The sequence below is a fragment of the Enterovibrio norvegicus DSM 15893 genome (assembly GCF_900115495.1).
GTDB classification, from domain to species: Bacteria; Pseudomonadota; Gammaproteobacteria; order Enterobacterales; family Vibrionaceae; genus Enterovibrio; species Enterovibrio norvegicus.
Map to the genome: position 1 here is coordinate 771 of NZ_FOWR01000062.1, position 17,153 is coordinate 17,923.

The 17,153-nt window shown below is 47.8% G+C and carries 16 protein-coding genes; 9 read left to right on the forward strand and 7 right to left on the reverse strand.

The genetic code is table 11. The annotated features are described in order from the left end of the window. Window positions 1-505: 505 nt before the first annotated feature. Window positions 506-1,351 (forward strand): endonuclease/exonuclease/phosphatase family protein, encoded by an 846-nt coding sequence (locus BM082_RS23165; RefSeq protein WP_074928814.1) that lies wholly within the window; start codon window positions 506-508, stop codon window positions 1,349-1,351. A 72-nt stretch (window positions 1,352-1,423) separates the two neighbouring features. Here BM082_RS23165 and BM082_RS23170 read toward each other — a convergent pair whose 3' ends face one another. Together BM082_RS23170 and gloB are read right to left on the reverse strand one after the other, a co-directional pair. Next, the gene (locus BM082_RS23170) at window positions 1,424-2,992 is read right to left on the reverse strand and encodes a LysM peptidoglycan-binding domain-containing protein (protein ID WP_026024930.1); all 1,569 of its coding nucleotides are present in this window, start codon (window positions 2,990-2,992) and stop codon (window positions 1,424-1,426) included. Window positions 2,993-3,063: 71 nt separating this feature from the next. Further along, complete coding sequence (gene gloB, locus BM082_RS23175) at window positions 3,064-3,822, reverse strand: hydroxyacylglutathione hydrolase (protein ID WP_017016729.1); 759 nt, start codon at window positions 3,820-3,822, stop codon at window positions 3,064-3,066. 28 nt (window positions 3,823-3,850) lie between these two features. Between gloB and BM082_RS23180 the strand changes: the two genes are divergently transcribed. Continuing rightward, window positions 3,851-4,585, forward strand: coding sequence for a methyltransferase domain-containing protein (locus BM082_RS23180; RefSeq protein WP_026024495.1), 735 nt, complete (start codon window positions 3,851-3,853; stop codon window positions 4,583-4,585). Between the two features lie 51 nt (window positions 4,586-4,636). On the opposite strand, the gene rnhA is transcribed toward BM082_RS23180, so the two are convergent. After that, window positions 4,637-5,104, reverse strand: coding sequence for a ribonuclease HI (rnhA, locus tag BM082_RS23185; protein WP_017008981.1), 468 nt, complete (start codon window positions 5,102-5,104; stop codon window positions 4,637-4,639). A gap of 51 nt (window positions 5,105-5,155) precedes the next feature. Between rnhA and dnaQ the strand changes: the two genes are divergently transcribed. Beyond that, window positions 5,156-5,893 carry a DNA polymerase III subunit epsilon gene (dnaQ, locus tag BM082_RS23190; protein WP_017008982.1) on the forward strand — a complete coding sequence of 246 codons (738 nt, stop codon included), beginning with the start codon at window positions 5,156-5,158 and terminating at the stop codon, window positions 5,891-5,893. Beyond that, window positions 5,890-7,170, forward strand: coding sequence for a TIGR03503 family protein (locus tag BM082_RS23195; protein WP_017008983.1), 1,281 nt, complete (start codon window positions 5,890-5,892; stop codon window positions 7,168-7,170). The genes dnaQ and BM082_RS23195 overlap by 4 nt, the downstream gene beginning before the upstream one ends. 128 nt (window positions 7,171-7,298) lie before the next feature. Here the strand turns inward: BM082_RS23195 and fadE are convergent, their stop codons facing one another. After that, window positions 7,299-9,749, reverse strand: coding sequence for an acyl-CoA dehydrogenase FadE (gene fadE / locus BM082_RS23200; RefSeq protein ID WP_017014261.1), 2,451 nt, complete (start codon window positions 9,747-9,749; stop codon window positions 7,299-7,301). A gap of 287 nt (window positions 9,750-10,036) precedes the next feature. On the opposite strand from fadE, the gene lpcA reads away from it, so the two are divergent. Beyond that, on the forward strand, window positions 10,037-10,615 hold the full coding sequence (gene lpcA, locus BM082_RS23205; RefSeq protein WP_017008985.1) for a D-sedoheptulose 7-phosphate isomerase: 579 nt from the start codon (window positions 10,037-10,039) through the stop codon (window positions 10,613-10,615). Between the two features lie 77 nt (window positions 10,616-10,692). Next, complete coding sequence (locus BM082_RS23210) at window positions 10,693-11,484, forward strand: class II glutamine amidotransferase (RefSeq protein WP_017008986.1); 792 nt, start codon at window positions 10,693-10,695, stop codon at window positions 11,482-11,484. A gap of 96 nt (window positions 11,485-11,580) precedes the next feature. Here BM082_RS23210 and purN read toward each other — a convergent pair whose 3' ends face one another. Together purN and purM are read right to left on the reverse strand one after the other, a co-directional pair. Further along, window positions 11,581-12,216 carry a phosphoribosylglycinamide formyltransferase gene (gene purN / locus BM082_RS23215; protein WP_017008987.1) on the reverse strand — a complete coding sequence of 212 codons (636 nt, stop codon included), beginning with the start codon at window positions 12,214-12,216 and terminating at the stop codon, window positions 11,581-11,583. Window positions 12,217-12,218: 2 nt separating this feature from the next. Continuing rightward, window positions 12,219-13,262 carry a phosphoribosylformylglycinamidine cyclo-ligase gene (gene purM / locus BM082_RS23220; RefSeq protein WP_017014260.1) on the reverse strand — a complete coding sequence of 348 codons (1,044 nt, stop codon included), beginning with the start codon at window positions 13,260-13,262 and terminating at the stop codon, window positions 12,219-12,221. Between the two features lie 178 nt (window positions 13,263-13,440). Between purM and upp the strand changes: the two genes are divergently transcribed. Next, window positions 13,441-14,067: a uracil phosphoribosyltransferase gene (gene upp, locus BM082_RS23225; protein ID WP_017008989.1), complete on the forward strand. Its 627-nt coding sequence runs from the start codon at window positions 13,441-13,443 to the stop codon at window positions 14,065-14,067. A 72-nt stretch (window positions 14,068-14,139) separates the two neighbouring features. Here upp and BM082_RS23230 read toward each other — a convergent pair whose 3' ends face one another. Further along, window positions 14,140-15,381, reverse strand: a complete 1,242-nt coding sequence (locus BM082_RS23230) for a uracil-xanthine permease family protein (protein WP_017014259.1) — start codon at window positions 15,379-15,381, stop codon at window positions 14,140-14,142. A 140-nt stretch (window positions 15,382-15,521) separates the two neighbouring features. Between BM082_RS23230 and BM082_RS23235 the strand changes: the two genes are divergently transcribed. Together BM082_RS23235 and BM082_RS23240 are read left to right on the forward strand one after the other, a co-directional pair. Further along, complete coding sequence (locus tag BM082_RS23235; RefSeq protein WP_074928816.1) at window positions 15,522-16,796, forward strand: DUF2066 domain-containing protein; 1,275 nt, start codon at window positions 15,522-15,524, stop codon at window positions 16,794-16,796. A 143-nt stretch (window positions 16,797-16,939) separates the two neighbouring features. Beyond that, on the forward strand, window positions 16,940-17,153 hold a 214-nt coding region (locus BM082_RS23240; protein ID WP_181955901.1), incomplete at its 3' end, for a transposase domain-containing protein.

The following is a 17,153-nucleotide window of genomic DNA, read 5'->3' on the forward strand; positions in this document are numbered from 1 at the left end:
CCACCCCTGCCAAATTTAAGGCTCCAGACTGCGCGTCCCGGCAGAAATACAGGAGCTTTTTCGTTTCAGTCACTTTTTCAAAGCGATGTTGGGAGTTGGAACGCCAGCCCGGTCGAATCTCTCCATCCCTGCCACATTTAAGGCTTCAGACTGCGCGTCCCAGCAGAAATACCGGTGTCTTTTCGTTTCTATCACTTTTTCAAAGTGATATTGGGATCGGGAGCACCAGTCTGGCCGAGTCATTCTTTCTCTGCTAACGTCTAAGCCCGAATTTACGCCTCCTTTAAAAATACTAGGGTGTAATTATTCTTCGAATGCGACTTGCTATTACCCGTTAACTCTGCGAATTCATAAAACTTTCTGCCTATTTGCGGGCGTTTCATATTTAGGTTGGTGATAGAGGCTTATGAGCTGGTAGAATTTAGGTGTGAGAAGCCGCGGATGTTCAGGGCTGTCCACTGAAATTCACAGACTTCTTTTGGTTATCACCACGGCTACATTTGTAATGAAAAAAACGCTAAAAAAACGTTGGCTTATTCTTGGCACGGCGAGCCTGATTGGTGCGATATTGGTATGGATCTATGACATGCTTGAAGTGCCTGAAGCACCCAGATTGGCAAGTAGCCAGAAGGACGTGCGGTGTTTGAACTATCCTGTGTCGGCTTCCATTGATGTGAATAACTCATTGAGCATCGCTGTATGGAATATTTACAAGCAGCAGTTGGATGGGTGGGAAGATGAACTGTTGGCACTCTCCAAAACATCTTCTTTGATACTTCTTCAAGAGGCACAGTCATCTCAAGATCTGCAGCACTACATTTCTGCACGGCAATGGTACAGCAATCAGGCATTTGCGTTTTCTGTAAATGATGAAGTGGCTGGCGTGATGACGTTGTCGGAACTCGCCCCTCAAAAAGTCTGTGCTTACACAAAAGTAGAGCCTTACTTGCGCTTGCCTAAAAGTGCTTTATATAGCGAGTTTCCATTATCAAATGGTCAAACACTGTCTGTCATTAATATCCACAGTATTAATTTTACCTTTGGAATCGAGGAATACCGAGAACAGCTCAACGCATTGGTTGATGCGGTGACTAAGCTTGATGGCCCTGTGATTGTTGCCGGGGATTTTAATACATGGAGCGAGAAGCGGTTGAAGACGGTTAAGACTGAGCTTAATCGTATTGGCTTACAAGAAGCTGTCTTTGATACTGATGCACGTTTGAAGGTGTTTAGTTTGCCGTTGGATCATATTTACTATCGAGATTTAGTACTAAATGACGCTAACAGTCGAAGCACGTTAGCCTCAGATCACGCCATGATGACAGCGAGCTTTTCGTTCAACGTAAATTGATGCGGTTTTACATCATTTGGATACAAAAAACGCGATGCATTGGCATCGCGTTTTTCCATGGAGCGTTATGCGTTATGCACTAACTTTCGTTACATCGATATAGAGTTTTAGCTTTTGACCGGGTTTGATGTAGGCATTCTTTTTAAGGGCGTTCCACTCCACTAATTCGGAAACAGACACTTTGTAGCGAGCGGCAATACTGCTCAACGAGTCACCCTCACGAATCTGATAGACGATCGTGCGAATGCGCGCGCCTTCAGCGCCTTTTTTCCAAACAACAAGTTCTTGGCCGATACGAAGAGGATCTTTTGGTGCCATGCCGTTCCAGCGCGCTAATGCGCTGTGAGAAACATCGTGCTTACGAGCGATTGTCCAAAAGCTGTCGCCTTTTTTTACGTTGTAAGTCACTTTGTAGTCGCCACGTTTCTTGCTTGTCAGGGTTGCTAAACGTTGAGGTGCGCTGAGTGAGTATTGACTCTCGTCTTTCAATGCAACAGGGATCATCAGATGCTGTCCAGCACGAATAGTCGTACTCTTCATGTTATTTGCACGCTGAATGACTTTCACTGTGGTGTTATTACGCTGAGCGATTAGTCCAAGAGAGTCGCCGCTTTTCACCTTGTAACGTGTGACTTTGATGCCCTGATTATCGTTTTCGGCCAATTTCTGCTTAAAGCGACTCACATTTTCATTCGGCAAAAGCAAGTGTGTCGGGCCATCAGGAGAGGTTGCCCAATGGTTGTAGGCAGGGTTTAGGCTTTGTAGCTCGGACAAAGACAAGCCCGCGTAATTTGCAGCCAACGCTAAGTCCATTTGAACCTTTGGCTCGACCGTGTCTAGCACAGGCTTATTAGCAATGGCTTGCAGCGGTAAGCCATACTTATCTTGATTCTTAACCACATCAGCGACAGCGATCAGTTTAGGAACATACCCACTGGTTTCTTTTGGTAAGTCGAGTGACCAAAAGTCTGTTGGTTTACCCGCGGCTTTATTTTTACGAATTGCACGGAACACACGACCTTCACCGGTATTGTAGGCTGCAAGAGCATGTAACCAATCACCATCGAATTTCTTGTGAAGGTACTCAAGCAGATCTAATGCAGCGTCTGTTGAGGCAACCACATCACGGCGACCGTCATACCACCAATTTTGTTCCAAGCCAAAACGGCGACCTGTATCTGGCACAAATTGCCAAAGGCCAGCAGCGCGACCATGGGAGTAGGCAAATTGGTCGAATGAGCTTTCTACAACAGGAAGCAGCGCTATTTCTAAGGGGATACCACGGGCTTCTACTTTCTCAGTAATGAGGAATAGAAAAGGCTCTGCACGCTTGGCTACAGTTTTTAGATGTTGTGGGTGCTTGAGGTACCAATTGCGATAGTAATTCACGCGTTTGTTGTCAGGTACGGGCATTTCAAGCTGCATCGAGATCCGCTCCCAAACATCATCCTGGTTTTGCGGTGTGATGACTGGGGCTTCCGGCTTTGCTTCAACAACAATGGCTGGCGTTTCCGCAATGCTTTGTTTGATAGCCGAATTTGGTTCTTTCGGCGTATTAGTCGTAGTGGCGACGTCTTCTTGCCCTGTGAGTTGGCATCCTGCGAGGAACATCGATCCTACTAATACATAACGGAACTTCATGTGTTAGAAACCTTTCAAAAAATAGCCGCTGATAATAAGCGGCCTGTAGTAATGCTTACAAGTGACGAATGTCAAAATTCGTCCTTCCAACGTCTTAGTGCGGTGAAAGTTTCTAGATCTGACCTATCTTTTGCTCTGTTTTTCACCCCTTCTTTTACTGAGGGATGATGTGCACGAAGGAAAGGGTTAATTGCCTTCTCTCTTGCAATAGAGCTAGGGATTGAACTTTTCCCTTGTGAGCGCCAATTTGCAACTTCTGCAACATATTGATTCAGTTCAGTGTTATTCGGCTCGATGGCTTGTGCAAATTTCAAGTTTGATTCTGTGTACTCGTGAGCGCAAAACACTTGAGTGTTATCAGGTAAGGCTGAAAAAGCAGACAATGAATGCAACATCTGTGCAGGTGAGCCTTCAAATAGTCGGCCACATCCACCTGAGAACAAGGTATCACCACAAAACAACATGCCATCAGCGTAATAAGCAATATGGTCCAGTGTATGGCCCGCAACATGCAGAACGCGGAATGTCGTGTTGTTGAGTGTGAAAGTGTCGTTATCTTTAAGAGGGTGCGTCACATCAGGAAAGCGTTCGGTGGCTGGACCGTAGACTGCAGCTGAGGGAAAGGCTGCTTTAAGAGAGGGCACGCCGCCCACATGATCTGAGTGATGGTGGGTAATCAGAATAGCATCAAGCGTTAGCCCTAGGTTGCTTAGCGTTTCCACGACTGGCTTGGCATCACCAGGATCGACGACAACGCAATGATTGTCATCATTTTTTAGTAGCCAGATGTAATTGTCATTGAATGCGGGTATGCTTGATACAGATAGCATTTCATTCTCCAGCTATAACATAGTATTTATGAAACCAGCTCGCAGCCAACGTCCACTAGAATACCCTTATACATGGGATCAATTCGCGCATGGCGAATGGGCGTGCGCGCACATTCAAACGCGGCTGGATGAGTGGCTTCCCAGAATGTTTGGTTATCACATGCTGAAGCTTGGTGGCCTGAGCTGCGAGTTAGTCAGTGGTCATTGTAACATTCAGCACCAAGTCTGTATCGACAAGTTAAATCCCCTTCGTAATGTTGAATCCGAAAACTATGACCTTCCCTTTGTTGATAAAGCATTCGACGTCTGTGTATTAGCAAACCAGCTTGATTACTCTGATGACCCGCACCGATTACTTCGCGAAATTGATAGAGTGATGATAGACGATGGCTATTTGGTTATCACCGGTGTCAACCCTAGCAGTATTATGGGGATTGGAAGATTGATTCCTTGGCGCAAAAATCGTATGCCATGGAATGGGCGCATGTTTACGCCTTTGAGGGTGAGGGATTGGTTGGGCGTTTTAAACTACGAAATTGTTGAGCTGTCGTGTTTTGGCTTGATTCCAGCCACACAGCATCGTACGTGCGGAGTGTGGTTTGAAAATGCATGCTCTGGGCTGCTGCCTGCAATTGGCTCGTTGTATTTTATCGTGGCGAGAAAGCGAACGTACCCACTAAAACCGATAAAACCCGAGTGGAAAATGCGAAAGCGTTTATCGCCAGTCAGTGTGAATTATAGAACCGGATCTGGCGACGTTTAAACGGCGTTAATCTGAAAGCGCGGGCGTGGGTGTCATGCCCTATGAATGGTATTATTCGTTGGGTTGGTAGCCCGTGTCGGGTTGTGTTGGCTTCTCTGCACCAGCGCGAGCGAGTTCGTCACAGCGCTCATTCTCAGGGTGGCCAGCATGACCCTTTACCCATTGCCAATCCACACGATGGCGCTGAGTTTCTTCATCTAAACGCTTCCATAGATCGGAATTTTTCACCGGCTTTTTCTCTGCCGTTTTCCAACCGCGTTTTTTCCAATTGTGAATCCACTGCGTAATACCTTGTCGAACATATTGGCTGTCCGTCGTCAGTGTTACATCGCAAGATTCTTTTAATGTCGCTAAACCAACAATGGCAGCCAGCAACTCCATGCGGTTGTTGGTTGTTAGGTCAAAGCCTTCACTGAGCTCTTTTTCATGCGCTTTGTAACGCATGACAACGCCATATCCACCAGGTCCAGGATTACCAAGACAAGAACCATCCGTGAAAATTTCTACCTGCTTGACCATATTTGTTAGTATCTGTGTAAATTAATCGCCAAGTCTGACACAAGTGACGCTATGAAAGCCAGTTACGACAGAATAATCGTTCTCGATACAGAAACCACGGGTATGAACCGTGAAGGTGGCCCTCATTACGAAGGCCATAGAATCATTGAAATCGGTGCCGTTGAGATCATCAATCGCAAACTCACCGGTAAGCATTTTCACGTCTACATTAAGCCAGATCGCGAAATCGATCCTGAGGCTATCGGTGTTCATGGTATTACCGACGAATTCTTAGTGGATAAGCCAGAATATGGCGAGATTCACAAAGAGTTTTTGGCATTCATCAAAGGCGCTGAAATGGTCGCACACAACGCGCCCTTCGACGTCGGCTTCATGGATCAGGAATTCCAAACGCTGGATCCCACCATCGGTAAAACAGAGCAGTTCTGTAAGATCACCGATACCTTGGCGATGGCGAAACAGATATTTCCGGGCAAGCGAAATAACCTCGATATTCTCTGTGAACGCTATGGCATAGATAACTCTCACCGAACGCTCCATGGCGCATTGCTGGATGCCGAGATATTGGCAGATGTTTATCTGTTGATGACGGGCGGACAAACGTCGCTGGCATTTAGTGGCAGTGACGAGAACGCACAAAGCGGCGAATCTATTCGTCGTGTAGAAGCGGGTACGAAATCGCTAAAGATTATCCGTGCATCGGCCGATGAACTACAAGAGCATAATGCGCAGCTTGATACCATAGAGAAAAATGGCAGCTGCTTGTGGAGGCAACAGGAGATTGTATGAAAAGAGGGTGGGCTGGGCTTCTGCTCGTTTTGCTGATGTCGTTCAACGTATCGGCCGCGCAGACATCTGATCGCGATATACGGTTGCTCAACAACCGATTCCGAATTGATTCCACCATCACTCAAGTTGCTTTCGTTATTTACCGTGAAGAAGCGAGCCGTCCTGTTGTACTGATACAACCGGACGGAACCAAGCTCTATGAATGGCGACACCCTGACAATGTCTCATGGCACACAGAAGCCGATATGGACATTGTCTCAGTCTTCAATCCTATGCCTGGACCCTGGCAGGCGATAGGCAAAGTGACGCCTGAGAACAAAATCCGAATTCTCTCCGAATTAAGCATGAAGGTAGACACCTTCCCTGACCGCCTTTATCAGGGTGAAACCTTAAAGTTCACCGCGCAGTTGATGCAGGCGGGTAGCCCGCTAAACCTCAGAGACTTTCTGGATAGTGTTGAATTGGGCGTTACCTTTACCGAGTTTATTGAAAGCGTGGAGGGCATTCCGGTTGATCAGCGCCCGCAAGCAAAATCCCTTGGACAATTTAAAGACGACGGTGCTGGCCTTGATGAGGTGGCGGGTGATGGCATGTTTACCGTTGAGCTGCCTATCAATGTGCCTCCGGGAAAATACCGCGCCCGCGTTACATCAGGCAATGGCGTATTCTTCCGTACCCTTGAACAAGAAGTGCTGGTTTACCCCACGCCGCTGATGGCGACGTTTAAACAAAGCCGTAAGAAAGCCCTACCACACCACTTTTTGGTAGAGTCCGATACGGCAAGCGTTGAACCCGGCACCATTGCAACACACGTAGAGTTTACTGACTCCAACGGTAAGCCTTCTGTCTATCAAGGGCAGGCGACGAAGGATTACACTCGTCTGACTGTTGATATCGATAATTTCGACGTGCCAGGACGTCACAAATGGCATGCGTGGCTATATGGCACTGACAAGCTTTCAAGCCGTCCGTTGGTGTTTGAGTTGCCAGAACAAACTTTTGCGGTTGCTGATTATGAAGCCATTGAACAAGCCAAGCTGGAGCGAGAAGCGCGAGAAGCAGAACGCGCGCGTATTGAAGAAGAAAGGCTGGCTGCGATTCAGCGCGAAGAAGATCGCAAAATGGCGCTAATTACGATCATTGGCGGAAACATTCTGCTGCTTGTGCTCGCGATTCTAACTTGGTTCATCATTCGCAAGATCAAGGCCAAGAAGCTTGCTGCAGAGATGGAAGGAGAGTTGGAAGCACCACCAGAGGAATCGGATAAAGCTGCATAACGTAAGCACCGAGAGGGTTTATGTTTGCTGGTGATGAACATTTGCTAGTGATAAAAAAGGAGAAGCTATGTGCTTCTCCTTTTTTGATGGTGCGCTCAACCTATAGGGAGTGAGCGATGCTTTTGCGTTTACGCAGCATGAATCACATTGTTCAATGTGGTATCCGCTGCCGCAAGTTCTGCAGGGTCAAAATCATCAACATTGATGGTTTCTAAACGTCCCGCTTCTGCAATGCGTAACTGTTCAGCTTCTTTATCAGTAATCACGCCTTCTTTCAGACCAATCTCCGCCACTTTGTCCAAGAACATAAATGGGAGGTTTTGACCTGTGGCTTTGACGATTTTTTGATAAATAGGCTCGGCAGTCAAAATGTCCATCAGTGCCTGTTCTATCTTACCGACAGGGTTGTGCTCTGATGCCTCAAGGAACTGGCCACGACCGATACGGCTGCGCGCTTCACTTGGGGTTTGAAGGATCTGCGCCACTTTGCCATCCAGTTTGTCACTTGGTTTCGCTCTGCGTGTTCCAAATGGGAACAGGAGTACACGAAGAGGTGCTGCAACCAAACGATTAGGGAAGTTTGCAAGGAACTCAATCAAGGCTTCTTCAGCTTGATGAAGCGCATCCTGCATACCCCAATGCACGAGTGGCAGATCATCTTTTTGATAACCTTCGTCAGCGTAACGCTTCATTGTTGCTGATGCGAGGTACAGTTGACTTAGAACATCCCCCAAACGCGCTGAGAGGCGTTCTTTACGTTTCAAGTTGCCACCGAGTACTGCCATTGAAATGTCCGCGAGAAGTGCCAGATTGGCGCTGTAACGGTTCATCTGCTGGAAGTAGCGCGTGGTTGCATCTTTACGTGGCGCTTTCGACGTGCGGCCATCCGTGAGACCTAACCAAACCGATCGCATCAAGTTGCTGATGACAAAGCCAACATGGCCAAACAATGCATGGTCAAAAGTCGCCAATGCTTGCTTTTCGTCGTCGTTGTATGCTGCTTCCATTTCTGCCAATACGAATGGGTGACAACGGATAGCACCTTGTCCAAAGATGATCATTGAACGTGTGAGGATGTTTGCACCCTCAACGGTAATGGCAATGGGGGCGCCTTGATACCCACGAGCGAGGAAGTTTTTAGGGCCGATACAAATGCCTTTACCGCCAGCAACGTCCATTGCATCGATGATGCTGCGCTGACCACGGTGGGTACAATGGTATTTGACGATGGCAGAGATAACCGACGGTTTCTCACCCAAATCAATACCCGCGACGGTCAGGGCGCTTGCTGCGTCCATGACGTAAGCGTTACCGCCGATACGCGCCAAAGGTTCTTCAATGCCTTCCATTTTACCGATAGGCAATTTGAACTGACGACGAATTCGTGCGTAAGCACCTGTGGCTAACGCTGCTGATTTCAGACCGCCTGTTGAGTTTGATGGCAGGGTAATACCACGACCGACTGACAGACATTCGACGAGCATTCTCCAGCCTTGTCCGGCCATTTCTGCACCACCGATAATAAAATCGATAGGCACGAAAATGTTCTCACCAGTTGTGGGACCATTTTGGAAAGGCAGGTTAAGTGGGAAGTGACGGCGGCCAATCTCTACGCCTTCAATGTCCGTTGGGATTAACGCACAGGTAATACCAAGATCTTTGGTGTGACCCAATAGGCCTTCGGGATCTTTCAGTTTGAATGCGAGACCCAATACCGTCGCAACAGGGGCGAGAGTGATGTAGCGTTTATTCCAGGTAATTGACATACCCAGCACTTCTTTGCCTTGCCACATGCCTTTGGTGACGTAACCTTCATCAGGAATCGACCCAGCATCAGAACCTGCTTCTGGGCTCGTCAACGCAAAACAAGGAATCTCCTTGCCTTCAGCAAGGCGCGGCAAGTAATGGTTCTTTTGATCTTCTGTACCATAATGTTGCAGCAATTCGCCTGGGCCCAAGCTGTTTGGTACACCAACGGTTGACGATAATACGCCAGACACGCCAGTCAGTTTCTGCAACACCAAAGACTGTGCATATGCCGAAAACTCCAAACCGCCATATTCTTTCTTAATGATCATGGCGAAGAATTTTTTGTCTTTTAGGAATTGCCACACATTCGGTGGTAAGTCTGCCAATTCATGGGTCACTTGGTATTCGTTAACCATGCGACACACTTCGTTTACTGGGCCATCCAAAAACGCTTGTTCTTCCGCGCTGAGTCGTGGTGCAGGGATGTCATGAAGTTTGTTCCAGTCTGGCGCACCGCGGAACAGATCCGCTTCCCACCACACCGTACCCGCATCGATCGCTTCTTTTTCCGTTTGTGACATTTCTGGCATCACACCACGGAATGCTTTTAATGCTGGCTTACTTAACCAACTTTCGCGGAAAGACTTCACGTTCAATGGAATAGCGATGGCGACAAAAATAAGCCACGTGACTTGTCCCACGATGCCCATGATTGATCCAACAATTAACAAACCAGCAGCCAGCGCAGTAAACAGCTTTAAGCCAGCACGATGGTAAGCCATCACAGCCATGATGGCGGCAAACGTAATCAGGTATAGGGTTGTTGCCATTTTCGGTTCTCCTTCTCCAGCAACCCGTCACTAAATGGTAAGAGGTCATACCACTTAATTGTAAGCAGGTTTTTGCAAGAATGTAAAACAATGACCGGTAAAAATGTGCTCCGTCTTTCATCTGTTAGAGAAATGACTCTAATGATTTTTTCAGTTAATTGTTTTCACACAACAATCACAACCGTCATGGGAATATCGACAGCTTCCAGTGTTTACAGGTACACTGGCTCGACAGATATTTGGGCGGCTTGCCCCATGTCATCCAACATAAAAAAAGAGAATAGCCCATGTACCAAGACCTTATTCGCTCTGAGCTGACGGAAGCTGCAAGCGTGCTAGACGCGTTTCTAAAAGACGAAAAGAACATTGCGAACATTGAAGCTGCTGCAAAGCTGCTGGCGGATTCATTTAAAGCAGGCGGTAAAGTGCTTTCATGTGGTAACGGTGGCTCCCACTGTGACGCAATGCACTTCGCTGAAGAATTGACAGGTCGTTATCGCGAAAACCGTCCAGGTTACCCTGCGATTGCGATTTCAGACCCTAGCCATATCTCCTGTGTGAGTAATGACTTTGGTTACGAGTTTGTATTCTCTCGCTACCTTGAAGCGGTGGGCATGAAAGGCGATGTCTTGTTTGGTTTGTCGACATCTGGCAATTCGGGCAACATTCTTCGCGCGATTGAAGCAGCAAAAGCCAAAGGCATGACATCTATCATGTTGACAGGTAAAGACGGCGGTAAAATGGCAGGACTGGCGGACATTGAAATCCGTGTGCCGCATTTTGGCTATGCTGACCGTATTCAGGAAGTGCACATCAAGATCATCCACATCCTGATTCAGCTTGTTGAAAAAGAAATGGAAAAATAATTGGGCCTCGCCCATACAGTGCTGAGTTGTTCGATGATGAGCAACTCTCGCCGTTGATAAGGAAAGCGTGACGGAACATGTGTGAACTTCTTGGCATGAGTGCCAATGTGCCAACCGATATTTGTTTTAGTTTTACAGGTTTGATCCAGCGTGGTGGTAATACAGGTCCGCACCGAGATGGTTGGGGAATTGTATTTTATGAAGGCAAAGGCTTTCGCACATTCAAAGATCCCAACCCTAGCTGTAACTCTAAAATCGCCGAGCTCGTTCAAAGTTATCCCATAAAAAGCTGTGCGGTAGTGAGTCATATTCGACAAGCTAACCGGGGAGATGTGAATTTAGAAAACACGCACCCCTTTACACGTGAGATTTGGGGACGTTATTGGACGTACGCGCACAACGGCCAGCTGACAGGTTATGAAGACATGCCATCAGGGCACTTTAAACCGGTTGGTGAAACAGACAGCGAAAAAGCATTTTGCTGGCTACTGCATGAAATTGAACAGTACTACCCAGAAAAGCCAGAAGACATGACAGAGGTCTTCCGTTTTATCGCAAGTCGTTGTGATAAATTGCGTGAGCTTGGTGTGTTCAATATGCTGTTCAGTGATGGCGATTATGTCATGGCCTACTGCACCAATAATCTCCACTGGATCACACGACGTGCACCGTTTGGCAAAGCCAGTTTGATTGATGAAGATGTGACGGTCGACTTCCAAGAAGAAACCACGCCGAATGATGTGGTGACAGTGATTGCGACTCAGCCACTCACCAACAATGAAACGTGGCATAAAATGCAGCCTGGTGAATATTGCGTATTCCACTTAGGTGAAGTGATTACCTGCAACCGAGCAGATTTTGAGGGATAACCTCTCGCGCCGGAAAAGGTGATATTTCAGATATAAAAAAACGCGCTGTTAAGCGCGTTTTTTTATTCTTTTAGTCAGAGGTTAATCCGTCGAGTTTTACTCGGCTGCGTAACCTGATTCCCCTAAAATTTGCTTATCAAGTAGTGCTTTCCCTTCAGTCATACTCAAACGATCCTGACAGAACCATTCAACCACGAGGGGGTAAATGTTGTGTTCTTGTTCTTGAACACGTTCAACAACCGCGTCAGCATCGTCGCCATCAAAAATAGGCACTTGAGCTTGGAGAATAACAGGGCCGCCATCGAGTTCCTCAGTCACAAAGTGCACAGAGGTTCCATGCTCTTTGTCACCCGCATCAATGGCGCGCTGGTGGGTATTCAACCCTGTGTACTTAGGCAGTAACGAAGGATGAATATTGATCATTTTACCGTGGTAATGCTGAACAAATGCAGGCGTCAAAATACGCATAAAGCCAGCAAGTACAATTAGGTCAGGTTGATAGCCATCGATGGCTGTCATTAACTTGTCGTCGTATTCGCTGCGATCTGTGATGCCTTTACTTGGCACCACAACGGCATCGATACCTGCCTCTTTCGCACGAGTCAGTCCGTAGGCACTTTCTTTATTCGCCATTACCGCCGCGATATTGATGCCATCTTTTCCATGACATCGGTCGATAATGGCTTGCAAGTTAGAGCCGTTGCCGGAGACCAGCACTACCACGTTTTTCATGATCACCCCTTGATTTCTACCTGCTCTTCATCGGCAACTGCATTCTCGATATTACCAAGCAACCACGCGTTCTCACCTTCTTGGTTAAGAATGTCGATAGCTTGTTGCGCTTGCTCTGCAGGTAGGGCAATGATCAAACCAACACCACAGTTAAAGGTGCGGTACATTTCGTGTTGCGTCACGTTGCCGTTCTCTTGTAGCCATTTAAAAATAGCCGGCCATTCCCAGCTGTTTCCATCGATAACGGCTTTTGTGCCTTCAGGCAACACGCGAGGGATGTTTTCCCAGAAACCACCACCCGTAATGTGAGAAATGGCGTGTGCATCGCAGGTTTCTAGCATCTTAAGAACAGGTTTTACGTAAATGCGAGTCGGTTCTAGAAGGTGGTCGCCCAAAGGCTTACCTTCAAGCTCAGCGGACACATCGGCGTTTGATACTTCGATGATTTTACGCACTAAGCTGTAGCCGTTTGAGTGTGGGCCTGATGAAGCGATAGCGATGATCGCGTCGCCAGCACTGACTTTCGAACCGTCAATGATGTTTTCTTTTTCCACAACGCCGACGCAGAAACCTGCAACGTCATAGTCTTCGCCGTCATACATGCCTGGCATTTCAGCGGTTTCACCACCGATCAAGGCACAGCCTGACTGCAAACAACCTTCGCCGATACCAGTGACGACATCCGCCGCCGTATCAACATCCAGTTTGCCTGTTGCATAGTAATCAAGGAAGAACAGAGGCTCTGCACCTTGAACAATTAAATCGTTTACACACATGGCGACCAAATCGATACCAATGGTGTCATGTTTTTTTAGGTCCATCGCCAAGCGTAGTTTAGTGCCCACGCCATCTGTGCCAGATACCAGCACAGGCTGCTTGTATTTGGTTGGTAGCTCACACAGTGCGCCAAAACCGCCGATACCACCCATGACTTCAGGGCGACGAGTGCGTTTTACGACGCCTTTGATACGGTCAACGAGTGCATTACCTGCATCAATATCAACACCTGCATCTTTGTAGCTAAGAGAAGACTTATTACCGCTCACTGGAGATCCTTACCGAGTTATGGACTAAAAGCGGCGCCATTTTAACAGCGCATTTGCAAAAAGGAAAACGTTTGCGTCAGTCGATTTGTGCTAAAAAAGCGCAACTCGGTGAGCATTGCTATTCGGCGATTTTTTCTCGTGTATAATGCGTGGAATTTGTTTTTTGCAGGAGTCTGTCATGAAAGTCGTCGAGGTTATGCACCCGCTGGTAAAACACAAAATCGGTCTGATGCGCGAAGGTGATATCAGCACCAAGCGTTTTCGCGAGCTGGCGACAGAAGTTGGTAGTCTGCTGACCTATGAAGCAACCTCTGATTTCGAAACTGAAAAAGTGACGATTGAAGGTTGGAATGGTCCAGTAGACGTTGATCAGATCAAAGGTAAAAAAGTGACCGTTGTTCCTATCCTGCGTGCAGGTCTAGGTATGATGGATGGCGTTCTTGAGCACATTCCAAGTGCACGTATCAGCGTGGTAGGTATCTACCGTGATGAAGAAACGCTAGAGCCAGTGCCTTATTTCCATAAACTGGCAAGCAACATCAATGAGCGCATGGCGCTGGTGGTTGACCCAATGCTAGCGACGGGTGGTTCGATGATCGCAACCATCGACCTGCTGAAAGAAAATGGCTGTTTCAACATCAAAGTGTTGGTACTTGTTGCTGCACCAGAAGGTATTGCAGCACTTGAAAAAGCGCACCCAGATGTTGAGCTTTACACGGCAGCAATTGACGAAAAACTGAATGACAAAGGCTACATCGTTCCTGGTTTGGGCGATGCGGGTGACAAGATCTTCGGTACGAAATAATACTGACAGTCATCCAGAGCAAAAAAAAGGCTTCCAATCTGGAAGCCTTTTTTGTTCGCGTAGGTAACAGAGTTAGTCTTCCATTTGCGCGTTATCGACAACGTGGCTCTCGCCCATGTCTTTTGGCAGAACAAGGTTCAAGAAGATAGCAACGATGCCGCAAAGGCTGATGCCCTGAAGGCTGAAATCGCCGATACCAAATGCCATACCACCGATACCAAACACCAAGGTCACAGCAACGATAGCAAGGTTACGCGCTTTGTGCAGATCCACTTGGTTTTTAATCATCGTGTTTAAGCCAACCGTTGCGATAGAGCCAAACAACAAAATCATGATGCCGCCCATCACTGGAACAGGAATGGTTTGGAGAATCGCGCCCAGCTTCCCCACAAATGCCAGCACCAACGCGGTTACAGCCGCCCATGTCATGATGACGGGGTTGAAAGCACGCGTCAGCATGACAGCGCCAGTGACTTCGCTGTAGGTCGTGTTAGGTGGCGCTCCGAACATGGACGCAGCAATAGTGGCAAAACCGTCACCAGCCATGGTGCGGTGAAGGCCTGGTTTTTTCAGGTAGTCTTTTTGTGTCACGTTAGAAATGGCCAACATGTCACCCACGTGCTCAACTGCTGGAGCAATCGCGACAGGGATCATGAACAACACGGCATTGATGTTGAATTCAGGCATGGTGAAGTTCGGCATGGACAGCCAAGCAGCGTTCGTCACTGGAGAGAAGTCGACCACGCCGAAGAACAGCGCTGTCGTATAACCCGCAATGATGCCGCTTAAAATTGGCATAAGTTTAAAGAAACCTTTTGCAAACACTGACACTCCAATAGTGGTGATCAGTGAAATTGCAGAGATCCATAAAGCGACAGAGCCATCAATCAGTTGTACCGCGCCATCGCCTGATTTACCCAGAGCCATGTTCACGGCTGAAGGGGCAAGGCCAAGGCCGATGACCATGATGACAGGGCCAACAACCACAGGTGGCAATAAGGTATGAATAAAGCCGACACCGCGAACCTTGATGATGCCGCCCATGATGACGTAAACCACACCCGCAACCATTAGGCCGCCCATGGTTGCTGGAATGCCCCATGTCTGAACGCCGAAAAGGATCGGCGCGATGAACGCGAAAGAGGAAGCAAGAAAAATGGGTACGGAGCGTTTGGTGATTACTTGGAAGATAAGAGTACCAATACCGGCACCAAATAGTGCAACGTTAGGATCTAAGCCTGTTAACAACGGGACTAAGACTAACGCGCCAAAGGCAACAAATAGCATTTGTGCCCCTTGTAGTATTTGCATCATGACGCAGCATCCTTAATAAAAAAATCGGAAAATACTACCATGAGGTATAGGGTTTTCCCATGAGAGAACAAACCCTTGTCGACGAATTACACAATAAAGCAATAAGATAGGGGATGAGCGGGGATAAATGAAATGGCTATATGACGCAATTTCGGCGTTTTACCATTGCTGCATCTCAGGCTTCATCTTATGATCAACGTTTAAGAATCGAGTTATCTGGCATAGTTATGTTACGAATTTTCTTTTTGGCCCTCGCACTTTTTGTTGGGCAAACAAGCGCCATGGCTGCTTCTATTTTTAATGCAGAAGTAGTGCTGGATGACAGTGATGCCGCCACAGAGCAGTTGGCGAAGGAACAAGCCTTTGTTGATGTACTTATCCGTGCATCAGGACAATCAAATGTGGGTGAAAACCCCGTCGTCAAAAAAGCCTTACCCACGGTAAATCAATACATCACGCAACTGGGTTATGGCGATGTGGATGCACAGCGAAGCCTTATCCTTGGTTTTGACGATGCGAAAATCCGTACCCTTTTGACGCAAGCACAGGCGAAGTACTGGGGTGTTCCTCGCCCTGAAGTCCTTTTCTGGGTAGTGCAAGACCAAGCGTCATCGCGCAACGTGGTTTGGGAGCAATCGGGCTCTTCATTGATTAACGAACTCAAGGCACAAGGTGAGCGTCGCGGTTTGCCTGTTCTGATGCCTGTGGGCGATTTCGACGATGTGGTGGCGATTTCAATCCCCGATTTGTGGGGCGGCTTCGCACAACCTATTGCTGAAGCAAGTGCGCGTTATAACCCTGCTGGTGTCGCCGTCGTTAAAATGCGTGGCAACCAACTGAGCTGGCAATTGTTCCCCAATGCCGCAACCATGGGGAAAGATGCAACCATTGAAGGTCGCGCATCTGGTGCTACGGCTGATGAATTTGCCACCATGGTAGATGACATCTCTGATTTCTACGCGGAACGTTTCGGCGTGACCTTAGGTGTGGCTGATAGCGGTGCGAAGAAGCTGAATGTGTCGGGCATGGCGTCTGCGGAAGATTTCTTTGTTTTAGAACGCACATTGAAAGGGTTGAATTCCGTGGCGGCGCTTCGCTTAGAATCACTGATTAATGATACAGCAACGTTCCGCGTTAGCCTGTTGGCCTCAGAAGATGTGTTCCACAACGAAATGCAATCTGATCGTCGCTTGCGCCGAGTAGAGACCTTGCTGAGCCCGGTTGAGTTAGTCAACATCGTGACCCCAACACCATTGGCGGCTGACGGCTCTGTGGTTGATGCTGCAGTGGTTGATACCACTGTCGCTGATGACGCCGTGGTGATTGATGGCCAAGCTGTGCAGAGCATTGCACCAGCGGTGATTGCGCCAATCGATCCTGTTGAAGCGTCTCTTGATTACCAATGGAACGGCTAATACGTGATTCGGTAAAACCCGTTCGCTGAAAAACAAAAAGCAGGCTAGAAGCCTAATGCCGATCAGTTAAGCAAAAAATGATCGGTTGAACGATCCTGAGAGGCTGGCAAAATCCGAGTGTATTTCTACACTCGGATTTTTTTATGTTCTTAAGACAAGCCCTCGACCGAATACACCAATTTTCTGCTGACCAACTCAATGGCCTATCAGATCTCCTGTGCCCCGCTCTCATTAATCAATGCCTTGAAGACACAGGCGTCACGACGATTCGAAAGCGTAGGCTCCCCATGGAACTGATGGTGTGGAGCGTCGTGGGAATGTCACTGTATCGGCATCTATCGATGAGTAAGGTGGTCT